This is a genomic window from Paenibacillus sp. sgz302190 (genome assembly GCF_059820445.1).
The window spans coordinates 1-11,591 of record NZ_JBZYAO010000022.1 but is presented as its reverse complement, the minus strand read 5'-3'; the positions used below and the strand labels follow the sequence as shown (position 1 = coordinate 11,591).

Below are 11,591 nucleotides of genomic sequence, written 5' to 3'. Positions count from 1 at the left end.
CACGGAAATCGAAGCGCTGGCTGAAGCAGCGATTGGCACTAACCCCAAGCAAAGACTGAGTATTAAAAGCAAACTAAATGTTCGAAGCTTCATTTTCTCGCCCCTAGTCATTGTCATTGATATAGTCAATCAGTTTTAGATCATATTCGGTTCGCGTCACTTCTGTAGCCAAATTCAAGCCAACATTCGTCGGGTCATTATTAAATTTATTCACCACGAATGCCCGGACGGTATAATTAGGATTCGTTGCAGCGTCTGTTACATTGAAATTGGCTGAATACATTCCTGTATTAACCTGTAAATTAGAAGCTACAATACTAACCGGCGTCGTTCCGTTCATTAATTCGAAAACAACCGATTGCGTTCCTGTGGTAGAATTAGTACCCACATTATTTAATATATTTACCTTGGCCGTAATTCCGTTGTCCGTAGTTACCGCCGGCGCAGTCATATAAAATAGTTCAGACGATTTACTGGCTCGGCCACTAAAATATTTAGTGCTATAGCCATCCGCATTGATCAGAATTTGGTAATTACCTCCTTCTTGAAAAACACCTTTGTTAATCGTAAGCCTGCCTGCAGCCAGAATATATTCTGAACTTTGAAGTGGTCTGGCAGCTCCGCTGTTGGAAATAATTATGTCTCTAACATTGCTTCTCCATTCAGCGTTATCATTGAACAAAAATTCACTTGCTATATCGCTTAAGAAATATCCTGTAATACCAGGCGTGTTATAAGCAATCACTTGGTTAATCGCTGCGTTCCGTGCATTATCGCCCAAATCGCTTAATGCGTTCGCGGCAACTTTTACCCGAACGGTGCCGCTCTTTTTCGCGTCATGAAAGAAAATGCCGATGCCAGTCCCTTGGATAGTCACAACATCCTGCGCGTCCAAAGGAGAGCCGTCAATCGTAATTTGATCTTTTAAGTGCGATACCCCATTAACAATGGTTCGATCCACTAAACCGCCAACCTGCCAGTTCATGCCCATCCTCAACCAACGGCCATCATACGAAATGCTCCCATTTTCGAATATTAACGCTTGACCAGGGTAAAAGTAACCCGCGTTAACATTATTCTTGAGAATGTTCCCGGATGCATCTTTAAAAGAATTCGCATTAAATTGAAACATATATTGATAACCAGTTATCAATGGCGCTGCAAAATGAATGGTTGCCGTTTTACCCGAGAATGTCACAGTTGCATCTGAAGAAATGCTTCTCCACTGCCAGTAGGTAACATTGCCAATATACTGTATTCCTGCTATAAAACTCGCAGCATCGCTTCGGGCATTCAGCACATCTTTATTAAAAACCAGAGTTAAATCCTGATAACTATTGGTTAAATAGCTGCTTAACAATTTAAGCGCCATCGTATCTTCGGTTATTGCGCCTCCTTGAAGCATAGGGGTTACCGCATTGTCATTAAGAACATTTCCGTCAGTGTCCTTAAGAGCGCCGCCAATTATTTTAATTTGGTTAGTCGCTCCTGAGAGGGCCGTTGCAAAAACGATGACCAGCTTTCCGGAAACAATGGACACCTTATCGTCTGTGGTCAATTCTGTCTCAGTATTCGTATTGGCGCCATCTTTCAACAAGCGAATGTAATTCTTTAAGTTAGAGATTCCCCCGGAATTGGTATTATCAATAACATCTTCATGAAAGCCAATCGTCACTTCGTGATAGTCGCTGCTAATTACTGCGGTTTGGATGACCGGAGGGGTGACATGCAGAGTCAACACATCATTAAGGTTTCCTGCCGCATCCTTCAGCGTGCCGCCGGCGATTTTAATCAGCGTTTTCGTACCTAGTATGACTTTCACTTCATTTTGGGCAACCAAGTAAATTTGAGTTTGACCGGCAGGGCCCGTACCCGGAGGTGATACAACAATCAGTTCCGATAGCGGTACAAAGTTTACTCCGTCAATCGCTATACTCATGTTCTTTTTCAAATAAACAGCATCAGTCACAGTGCTATCAGTCAAAGCATCTGTATTATTAATTGAAATAGCTTCATTAAAGTTCAAATATACATTATTTCCGTTATTAGAAGTAGAACCGATATAAGCAGGCGGGGTAAGATCAGGATTCGGCTGGGCAGATGCAGGTGAAGAAAACGAAGCTAATACCATCAATCCCAGCAATAAATGAATGGAAACCTTTTTCAGCAGCACCGTATTGACCCTGGCCGCTCTGTTTAAATGCTTCATGATACTTGTTATACGCATAGTGCTTCTTTCACTCCTCTTAGTCATATAGGCCTTCTTACAGTTGACGATAAATATCTAAATTTCCGCTCCTTTTTGTCAACTTTTGTCGTTCATGTCTAACTTTAAAACTATTTCAACAATAAAAAAATCCCCCATTCGGGGGAGAAAGGCAAAAAATGTGGGACTTCGCTCACACAGGTGCCTTAATTCTTTGGCACGCTGCAGTGCCGTTTAACATCGACAACAGCCGGATATCAAAAGAATTGCCAATGCAGCCCGCTAAACGCAGTACTTGACGGGACTCTTCCGGAAATTCAAATTTTTTTGTTGACTTAAACCATGGTTTAAGTCGTATCATATTCCTGTCGGCAATGAAACATAAATTTTGGAGGCCTCCAAATGAAGTATTGTTCAATTAGCGAAGCTGCGGCCAAATTCAATATTCCAGAATCAACGTTACGCTATTATGAAAAAAAAGGACTGTTACCGCTCATCGAGCGTGATGAAGCCGGCAGGCGGTTATTTTCAGAAGATCAACTTACGCTCCTTAAAATCGTTATTTATTTAAAAAACACGCATATGCCAATAAGTGGTATCAAACAATACGTTGATTGGGTAGTAAAAGGAGATAGCACCATTGAACTCCGACTTGAAATGATGAAAAATCACAAACAAGCTGTGCTAGCTGAAATTTCGACGATGACAGAATCCTTAAAAGGAATTGACGTAAAAATTACACGTTATACAAAACGCATTCAGGAAAGAAAAGAAGAATGATGGAATGGTAAAATAATGGAAAAGAGGAATTGTAATGAAACTTTCAGGAAATACAATACTTATTACAGGCGGAAGTGCCGGAATAGGATTAGCTTTTGCAGAGCGTTTTATAAAAGCTGGAAATAAAGTAATTATTTGCGGACGACGCGAAAATGTACTTCAAAATGCAAAAGAAAAATTCCCTAGCCTTATTACTCGTGTAAGTGATTTGGATATGGAATCCGAGCGTACAGCATTATTTGATTGGGTAACAGCGAACTATCCGGAAGTGAACGTGCTAGTTAACAATGCAGGGATCCAACAACGCTTTAATGTGTTAAAAGCGGATGCGAAGAACAATTGGAGTTATTTCAGCAAAGAAATCACAACCAACATGGAAGCACCTTTCCATCTCGCTATGCTATTCGCTCCATTTTTTGCAACAAAAGAAGAGGCGGCTATCATTAACGTGACATCCGGGTTAGCTTTTACACCGTTTGCGATCGCTCCGATTTATTCAGCAACAAAAGCGGCGCTTCATTCATTTACAATGAGTCTAAGACACCAACTTTCCGATACGCCTGTAGAAGTAATCGAAGTTGCTCCTCCGGCGGTGAATACAGACTTAGGTGGAGCCGGGTTGCATACGCAAGGAGAACCGTTAGATGCCTTCGCAGATGGAATTTTCAAAGAACTGGAAAAGGGTAGTAAAAAGGAAATCGGCTATGGTACTTCTGCGGATCGCTTACGCATGTCACGGGATGAAGTCGACGAATACACAGAAAAGATGTACAAAGCCACGAAAAACACAATTGAGTAACTACGCTTACGAAAAAATCTTGAAGAGCTAGCGGGTACGATAATTGAATGACTAAAAAAAGCAGGCCAAGACTGTATTGTTCCAGTTTTGGCCTGCTTTTTGTGATGCTCGTGAAACGGGTTTATTCAGCGAGGGGAAACCAGCCGGGAACATGCAGGATCATTTGCCACAACGGTGCGGGAACGACCAGCTTTTGTTGATCGCCTTTCGTCATCGTCGTGGCGATTTCGGCTTCCCGTCCTTCCATCGTTTTTTCCGCCCAGTCCGGATCTACGACAAGCTCGCGGCCAATCGCAACAAGCGATACACCTGTTTGCAACGCCTTCGCGGCTTCTTCGGGGGTTCGGATGGCGCCGACACCCATGACAGGGACTTTATCACCAACTCGTTCCTGTATAATTTCCATTCGCGAACGGGTATCCTCCGTCCCGCGTCTCGGAACCGACCAGAAATCGTTCAGGGAAACGTGAAGGTAATCCAGGCCTTTATCCGCCAGCGCATCGATTAATACGAACGTTTCCGCCATCGTAATGCCCGACGTTTCCGGTTCTTCCGGAGAAAAGCGGTATCCGACAAGGAACGGCTCTTTGGCATGCGCCCGTACCGCTTGCAGGACCTCGTCCACAATCGCCATCGGGAAACGCAACCGATTCTCCACGCTCCCTCCCCAGCGGTCTTCGCGGCGGTTCGTATACGGCGAGAAAAATTGTTGGAGCAAATAGCCGTTGGCTCCGTGAATTTCGACCCCGTCGAAGCCGGCCTCGACGGCTCTTCTCGTCGCCTCGCCGAAATCGCGGATAATCCCTTCGATCTCTTCATTCGAAAGCGGCCGCGGCGTTTTCATCGTCCCGAGACCCAAGCCTTCTGCAGGAGGAACCTCGCTTGCGCCCACGACATCCCCGTCCGGCACGAATTCCGCCGGACACATCCGGCCGCCGTGAAAAATTTGCAGTACAGCTTTTGCACCTTTTTCCTTAATTGCCGCCGCAAGGCGTTTCAAGCCTGGAATGAATGTATCGTCATGCACGGAAATCTCACCGGGGAACCCCTTGCCGCTCGAAGAGACATAAGCGCATGCGGTGATGACCATGCCGACTCCCCCAGACCTTCGGGCATAATAACGGATTTCCGCATCCGAGACGCTGTCGTCCGGATTGGCGGACATCGTCGTCATCGGCGCCATCGCCAGACGATTTTTTAGCTTGACACCACTTCTCAGAGTCAAATCCTCGAATAACGGTTGATAATCAGGTCTCATATTTGTTCATTCCCCTTTGTATCGATAATAAACTAACATAGTTAAAGCTGCCAAATCCATGTCGCTATGCACTTTCGCCTTCATTTAAGTGACCGGCACGGCTAATCTTCGTCTTCAAATATTTTTCGTTATACTCAGACATATCCCCCCAATAGGTGAGGGTCTGCCGAAAATCTGTCCTCTCCTCCATTAGTTATTACTAATAAATATATTACTAAAAGTAAGTATTGGCTTAAAAAAATAAACTTGATTAATCTTCCCATTCCCAATACTTACTTTATGTAACATAACTATATAACAGTAATTTAGTTATTTCAAGTAACTTTTGTGTTATACTAATAATAAACTTAATCAGATTAGAGGGATGATCCGTTATGCAAAAACCGAGAACATGCATCGTCACCCAAGCAATGGATATATTAGGCAAAAAATGGGCGATTACCATTTTGCTTCAGTTGCTTTCCGGACCGAAACGTTTCTGCCAACTTGAAGAAGATACAGATGTCAGCGGCCGTCTTCTCTCGGAGCGGTTAAAAGAACTCGAAGCCGCTGGCATGGTCACCCGAACGATTTATCCCGAAGTTCCGCCAAGAGTAGAATACCAATTAACGGAAAAGGGAAAAGATGTGGGGCCGATTATTTCGGATATCTACGGTTGGGCGTCAAAATGGCTGCATTGATGCCTTGTTCGACAACCACATATTGAACCAAGCTTGATCGTCTCGTCTTGCCTCATAACCAAGCGAAGGGCGATCTTCTTTACGTACTGCATGGCTGCTTTCAGATAGTGAAACTAATCCCCTCTTCAGGATTTCGACATGAGCAGCTGCCGCGGCCTGCTGCTCCATTCTTGTGTAACATGCCTCCGGTCTGCTGCGATCATCCTTATGCCGTTTTTATAAATTTTCGGTAAAGTACAATATACTGTCCCCCTACTTTACTTATCGAGAAATCCCTCCTTACCATTTTCGAACTGAATTCACCTAACATCCGTATCCGTTGTGGGTATTTCAGGAGGAAATTTATATCTTTCACAAGTCTGTTTGCATGGAGAGATATCATGGAACCATGGTCACCAAAATTATAACTTTTCATCCTAGCAATGGAATTGGGTCCAACGATCCCGCAATATCCAGACACTCCAGCTGCGACAACCGGTCTGGCGCATGCCATTGCTTCAAGCGCGACACGACCAGTTCCTACGACGATATCTGCTGCATAATAAGCATTTTGAATCGAAGTCAGTGGTCCCTTAACAAATAACTCTTCGTCCAAGACGTTGGTTCACTTTCTGGGCCAACTGTGAAAGCTGTCGTCGAAAAGGACCTGGACCATATAACACTACCGCAAATTTTTTGTTGCTTCGCGCAACCTTTTCAGCAGCCAAGATGACTTTTTGGGCTATCGGATATTTATCCCTTTCGAACCTTGCGGCATAGACTAAAAGCTGAGCATCTTGTGGCAAGCCGAGGGCTTTTCTCCATCTTTTTTTAGGCTGATTGGCCTGAAACTGCTTAGTATTGATTCCGTTCGGAATAAGTTGAATTTTATACGCAGGGATTCCACTCTTCCGTAACCATTGTGACAGCCCCGGAGAAACCGAAACAATTTTTTTGGAGGAAACGACTGAAGCTCTTAGATCGTTCTTCGGTTCATAGGTACTATGCACTGTAACTATAAGGGGAATGCCAGGATGCGCGCGTTGAAAACGATTGGCCAATCTAAGCCTAGTATTAGCATGAATAATGCCGTACTTGTTTCGGTTAACAATCTTGTATAAGCCTTGTATCTGGTTCATCAACTTTTCTTTTTGCATGGGTAGTATATGCACGGATATCCCCATTTTTCGTGCAGCAGAGGTTAGCGGGCCTCCTTTTGTTGCAATCCCGACCCGATTACCTTTAATAAGCAAAAATTTAGATAAGGACAATACATGTGTCTCGGTCCCACCGGTTTTAAGGCGATCAATTAACATCAAGACCTTCACTTCTTCAAACGCCCCCTTCCGCGATTTTCAGTTCTGCTTGCATAGCTTATGCTTTCGGAAACCGATATGACCGGACAAATGATGATTCATATTTATTTTGGTTAAAATGTTACACACAAAGACGATTGACGAATACGATTATCATGAATAGCTTACCACTATTTTGATGAAGGAGACGATTCGTAGCCTATGACGCCTATTACGTTTAAGGATTTGCGGGGTCCCATTTTGATTGTTGCACCACATCCCGATGATGATGTTCTATCCTCCGGAGGAGTCATTCAAAAAGCCATCCGATCCGGCAAACCAGTCCACATTGTTTATTTAACCAATGGCGATGCAAACACAGATTCCATCCGAAATTTCCTTCATGCACCACCTATTCCGGCCTCTTTTTTCTTGTTCTTATGATCATTGCTATTAATAGCAGTATATTAAATATTAGAAATGAGTTGATCCCATAATACAAGTAAGTTAATTTCATTCTCTCGAGCCATTCACTCACCAAATAACCGGAAACGGCATTTTTCTTTACATGTGCTTCTAATTGAGTGTATGAATCAAACTTTGTAGTATTTATTAGTGGAACTTCTATCCCATTTGTTATAGCAAGAGGCGGATAAAATTCAACCCAAACTTTATTAGTCCAACGATCTGTTTTGTATTTCATGTCACCTTCATAGTTGTTGTAATTCCATCGGAAGCTTGCAAACACATTTAGCAAAACAATACAAATAATAAGGATAAACAACGTTAGCTTTCTTTTATCCAAATTATCCCCTCCTAATTGCATGCACAATGACATCGGTATCCAAATTATTATTTCAGCGAAGCAATCGAATCGACTTCGAGCTTAACGTTTGCGTAGTGTTTCAAACTTCCGGAGATGACACATTCGAATGTAAAAGGCGTCCCTTTACCGGGATTAGCAGCATCGGTAATCAGTTCAAGCGGCACCGTCCCCATCAATTGACCCTTCTGATCCGTGAAGGTGATTCGTCCTTTCACTTGATTCGCTCCCTTCGCATCAAGCTCATACTGCCCATTGACGATGCTGAATTCTCCGTCCTGTCTCACACTTACATTTCCAATCCGTAATTTCGGCTGCGCAGGATCGGCGATGTCCATCACCGTAGAAGCATCAAGTTCAGGGTCTTTTTTATCGGACATTCTAGTGATCTGTATCGTTGCGTAAACATACCCTTGATTCAAGCTGCCATCCACCAATATATCCACTGATTTCGAATCAGCGCCGTTTAGCTCAGCACCACCTGTTCTGGAGGTAGCAACTCGCTCTCCCTTTTCATTATAAAAATTGATCTTGAAATCGACGCTCATAGCTTCCTTCACCGTACGCCACTTCGGTCCAAGCTTTATGTCTACAGTCATATGTGTCAGCTTAGGATCTTTTTCATCTATGTGCCTGTAACCAAAGTTGACTTCAAGATTGTGGTGCGCATCCACCGCATCCGCCTCGTACAGCTTAAACCAGACAGGCCCTAGCCAGGAATCGATTCGATGCCACTCGCGCCATACTTCTTTGACCTCTACAGTTTGCGCTGATAGACTGGAGCCTGTTTCCAAACCGTAAGGATATCGCATCAGCGGCGTGAGATTCAACAGTTCCACTTCCTCCTGAACCTCTCTTACCCCTTCTAAAAAAGGATACGTAGGACGAACCCATTTGTCCCCGGACCTTGTTTCGATCAAATAATGTTCATCCCATTTCGCTTTCGTTGTTACAATTTGAGGCGCCAATTGCCCGCCGGTTGGCTCTGACAGCAAAGGATCGTTATAGAGCCGTTCGACCCGGCTGAGATCTAGTTTCGTCGCCAACGGCTGCGGATTCCCCAGCAAAGCCCGGTTGGGAGCAATCCACCGATCGCCAAGCCATGTGGAGATTAAGTAAATGGGTCTTCTGTAGCCTTCGCCATGCCCCCATCGAACCTCCCTCGTCTTAAGAATTTTCACCGTCTGTGGCCCTAGCAGTCCTATCTCTTTCCGTTGATCATCATATAAGGGGCTATCTTCCAGTATAGTAATCGTATCCTCACCTGGATGAGGAAGATCTAAGACGGTGGATTCCGCATAGGCAACGTTCGCCCTCCATTCGCCACTCGTACACAGAAAACAGCTGATTGTTAAAGCTAACGCCAATTTTTTTCGCATCGTTTGCTGCACCTCCGTTACTTGCTATCAGATCATCTGCTTAAAATCTGTGGCATACCCCTAATGATTGCTGGCTACACAATATATACCCCAATAAATGGGAAAAGTTTTATAATACTTATAGTAACTTTCGCACTTCGGACAATATGGCGCATGAGTCATCCAAGCACCTACTTAGCAGCGTAGAGAGAATCACCCGTTATAGGAGCACGATTGCCTGGCTGCGTGGAGAAAGCCTGCAAAAATACATCTTTTTGCTCTGTAAGGCGCTTGCAAAGTAAAATTCCTGCAATTGTGCAGGCTTTTCGGTGTCCAGATGAGCCTAGGCCCGTTTGAGTCGAAAATTCCTGCACATTTGCAGGCTTTTCTCAAAAACGGACCGCTTTTTCCGAAAAAGCCTGCACTTTCGCAGGTTTTTTGTTTAGCCAAGCCGCTTCATGATCGGCTGCACACTTTTGAGCAGTTCGATTCGCTGGGCACGCAACATGTCTCTAAAAATTATTCTGTTTCGTCGACGAGCTTAGCATTGATCAGTTGTAAGCGCTTAAAAAGGTCCGCTTAACTGCTTTAATTTTTTGTCATCTCGAGTTTATCTACAATCCAACCTAAATCATCTATTAAATAGAAATTATATCTTTGGATACCTCTGTCCTCTTCGTTTTTAAAATTACAATCGCATTCAACCAAATAGATGCGATTTCTAAAATTTCTTTCTTTTAAATTAACACTTATAATCTTATATTCATTGGTTTTGGATCTCAAATATTGTTCAATTGAAGCTTCCGGACTAGAATCAATATGACTTGTATCTTTGAATAATTTTATAATGTTCACAGAATAAGCAATGGAAATAATCATGAAAAAACTAAGGAGTGCTAATTTAATCTTTGTTGACTTCATAATTACCACCTTATGATAACCTGATCTGACTTCCAAAGAACCCCACAATATCTTATGCCCACAACAATGTCGTTTGTTACGCTATGCTACCCGTTAGTATTCATCTACTAAGCTCTAAACAATTGTAGCACAGTATCCTGTTTTCTTACCTTTTTCAATTGCCTCGATATAGCCATCAAAATAATATGATATCTCATCTTCTTTACCATTCTTAATTCTGCATCTTACTTTATCGAATGCAAATATTGAGATTGAATATTCCGGCTCGCCAGTAACTAAAACAGGTTGGTCTCTATCTTGTGCCCAAAAGTACTGGCCGCCATAATTCCTTCTTGCCACTTCGAAAATGTAACTTCCAGCCATAGAAGAAACTGAATCCAGTTCATCATTATCTAATTTATACTCACGTAACTCTTCTAGAATATCGTCTATTTTTCGTAGACTTTGCACACTAAAATCAAAATGTCCTTTATCAGAAAAATTATTTGTAAAGCTTTCTGCCGTTGATATTATGTCTTGTTCTAATCGACTTTTCATAAATTCTAAGCTCCTTAATAGGCTGCCTATCTTGCTGGCAACCTGCAGTGATTGTACTATAGTATCCGTTAGTCACAATGGAGATGCTTAATGGAAATTGGGGTCAATCCTCTACGTTTCCTATCGTTATTTGACCAGTTCCCTTCACCATAAAGTCGGAATGCAAGATCTCGGAATATTTCTGCCACCTCATTGAATCCGTCATGTCGGTATGCGTAAAAACTTCCCTAAATCTTGTATTGCGGTGCCCAAAGTGAAGAAATAGCTTCGTTTTCAACAACTGATTATCATCGTTGTATTGACTAACTGTAATTAAATAGTCTCCATGAAAATATGTAATTCTTAAACGACAGGTTTCATTCTTAAAGGGTATTTCTTTATCTAAAAGAGCAGGTAACAAGCTATCATCCCCTGAGTTGAAGTTACTATATTTCCATACTACATGTGAATTGCATTAAACTCCCATTACTTCAATTAAAAAAGGAGCTCCATCACTATCGTATTCGTTAGAGTTTTCAGGATATGAGGTTAATCAAAAAGCCCACCTATGGTCGGGAGGCAAGCATTCATCACATAGTAATTTATTATTGTGAACCGCTCCGCTGTCTAATCCAAAAATTGAATTGTTTTTTTCCATGTCTGTTGTCCAACAACCACAATTCGCGCATCTACCGCAATTCATAATATCTGGATTCAAAACCTTGAATGAAGATTGGTTCCATTTTAGGAACACTTTCTCGCCAGCAGACTCTAATGTTCGATTCTCGCACAATTGATTTTCGATTCCTTTGGAAAGTTCATATACATCTTCATCTATTTCGACATAGTAACTGACATTAACTAAAAGAGTTTGGCTCTTCGCTCTACTGGATGGGTAAAGCCACATAAAATAGGGTCATAGTTACCCCAGCAATTAAGAGTTTCCTAAAAAAATGGTATAAAGGGTGACGGGTTA

12 protein-coding genes are annotated in these 11,591 nt (G+C 42.6%); 4 read left to right on the top strand and 8 right to left on the bottom strand.

Going from position 1 to position 11,591, the window contains the following annotated elements; all coding sequences use genetic code 11:
- Positions 1-103: 103 nt before the first annotated feature.
- Complete coding sequence (locus AC6RNO_RS22500; protein WP_497106832.1) at positions 104-2,227, bottom strand: hemoblobin-interacting domain-containing protein; 2,124 nt, start codon at positions 2,225-2,227, stop codon at positions 104-106.
- Positions 2,228-2,608: 381 nt separating this feature from the next.
- Here AC6RNO_RS22500 and AC6RNO_RS22495 point away from each other — a divergent pair, with 381 nt between their 5' ends.
- Positions 2,609-2,986 (top strand): MerR family transcriptional regulator, encoded by a 378-nt coding sequence (locus AC6RNO_RS22495; RefSeq protein WP_474682842.1) that lies wholly within the window; start codon positions 2,609-2,611, stop codon positions 2,984-2,986.
- A 34-nt stretch (positions 2,987-3,020) separates the two neighbouring features.
- Positions 3,021-3,785: an SDR family oxidoreductase gene (locus AC6RNO_RS22490; RefSeq protein WP_488435737.1), complete on the top strand. Its 765-nt coding sequence runs from the start codon at positions 3,021-3,023 to the stop codon at positions 3,783-3,785.
- A 121-nt stretch (positions 3,786-3,906) separates the two neighbouring features.
- Here AC6RNO_RS22490 and AC6RNO_RS22485 read toward each other — a convergent pair whose 3' ends face one another.
- Entirely contained in the window at positions 3,907-5,043 is a 1,137-nt protein-coding gene (locus tag AC6RNO_RS22485) for an oxidoreductase (RefSeq protein ID WP_497106831.1), read from the bottom strand.
- A gap of 374 nt (positions 5,044-5,417) precedes the next feature.
- Between AC6RNO_RS22485 and AC6RNO_RS22480 the strand changes: the two genes are divergently transcribed.
- Complete coding sequence (locus AC6RNO_RS22480; protein WP_474682839.1) at positions 5,418-5,723, top strand: winged helix-turn-helix transcriptional regulator; 306 nt, start codon at positions 5,418-5,420, stop codon at positions 5,721-5,723.
- Between the two features lie 205 nt (positions 5,724-5,928).
- Here AC6RNO_RS22480 and AC6RNO_RS22475 read toward each other — a convergent pair whose 3' ends face one another.
- Together AC6RNO_RS22475 and AC6RNO_RS22470 are read right to left on the bottom strand one after the other, a co-directional pair.
- Positions 5,929-6,318: a glycosyltransferase gene (locus tag AC6RNO_RS22475; RefSeq protein WP_497106830.1), complete on the bottom strand. Its 390-nt coding sequence runs from the start codon at positions 6,316-6,318 to the stop codon at positions 5,929-5,931.
- Positions 6,296-7,030, bottom strand: a complete 735-nt coding sequence (locus AC6RNO_RS22470; RefSeq protein ID WP_497106829.1) for a glycosyltransferase — start codon at positions 7,028-7,030, stop codon at positions 6,296-6,298. Before AC6RNO_RS22470 ends, AC6RNO_RS22475 begins: the two co-directional genes overlap by 23 nt.
- A 189-nt stretch (positions 7,031-7,219) precedes the next feature.
- Between AC6RNO_RS22470 and AC6RNO_RS22465 the strand changes: the two genes are divergently transcribed.
- Entirely contained in the window at positions 7,220-7,441 is a 222-nt protein-coding gene (locus AC6RNO_RS22465; protein ID WP_497106828.1) for a PIG-L family deacetylase, read from the top strand.
- Here AC6RNO_RS22465 and AC6RNO_RS22460 read toward each other — a convergent pair.
- The 4 genes from AC6RNO_RS22460 to AC6RNO_RS22445 form a co-directional block, all read right to left on the bottom strand.
- Positions 7,410-7,802 carry a hypothetical protein gene (locus AC6RNO_RS22460; protein WP_497106827.1) on the bottom strand — a complete coding sequence of 131 codons (393 nt, stop codon included), beginning with the start codon at positions 7,800-7,802 and terminating at the stop codon, positions 7,410-7,412. The genes AC6RNO_RS22465 and AC6RNO_RS22460 overlap by 32 nt on opposite strands.
- A gap of 47 nt (positions 7,803-7,849) precedes the next feature.
- A complete protein-coding gene (locus AC6RNO_RS22455; RefSeq protein ID WP_497106826.1) occupies positions 7,850-9,199 on the bottom strand; it encodes a hypothetical protein in 1,350 nt (449 codons plus the stop codon).
- A 567-nt stretch (positions 9,200-9,766) separates the two neighbouring features.
- The gene (locus AC6RNO_RS22450; RefSeq protein ID WP_497106825.1) at positions 9,767-10,099 is read right to left on the bottom strand and encodes a hypothetical protein; all 333 of its coding nucleotides are present in this window, start codon (positions 10,097-10,099) and stop codon (positions 9,767-9,769) included.
- 114 nt (positions 10,100-10,213) lie between these two features.
- The gene (locus AC6RNO_RS22445) at positions 10,214-10,636 is read right to left on the bottom strand and encodes a hypothetical protein (protein ID WP_474682833.1); all 423 of its coding nucleotides are present in this window, start codon (positions 10,634-10,636) and stop codon (positions 10,214-10,216) included.
- Positions 10,637-11,591: the final 955 nt, after the last annotated feature.

Coding starts and splice junctions, on each gene's coding strand:
- AC6RNO_RS22500 (WP_497106832.1), bottom strand. CDS start 2,227: ATGCGTATAACAAGTATCATGAAGCATTTAAACAGAGCGGCCAGGGTC.
- AC6RNO_RS22480 (WP_474682839.1), top strand. CDS start 5,418: ATGCAAAAACCGAGAACATGCATCGTCACCCAAGCAATGGATATATTA.
- AC6RNO_RS22495 (WP_474682842.1), top strand. CDS start 2,609: ATGAAGTATTGTTCAATTAGCGAAGCTGCGGCCAAATTCAATATTCCA.
- AC6RNO_RS22455 (WP_497106826.1), bottom strand. CDS start 9,199: ATGCGAAAAAAATTGGCGTTAGCTTTAACAATCAGCTGTTTTCTGTGT.
- AC6RNO_RS22450 (WP_497106825.1), bottom strand. CDS start 10,099: ATGAAGTCAACAAAGATTAAATTAGCACTCCTTAGTTTTTTCATGATT.
- AC6RNO_RS22465 (WP_497106828.1), top strand. CDS start 7,220: ATGACGCCTATTACGTTTAAGGATTTGCGGGGTCCCATTTTGATTGTT.
- AC6RNO_RS22485 (WP_497106831.1), bottom strand. CDS start 5,043: ATGAGACCTGATTATCAACCGTTATTCGAGGATTTGACTCTGAGAAGT.
- AC6RNO_RS22445 (WP_474682833.1), bottom strand. CDS start 10,636: ATGAAAAGTCGATTAGAACAAGACATAATATCAACGGCAGAAAGCTTT.
- AC6RNO_RS22490 (WP_488435737.1), top strand. CDS start 3,021: ATGAAACTTTCAGGAAATACAATACTTATTACAGGCGGAAGTGCCGGA.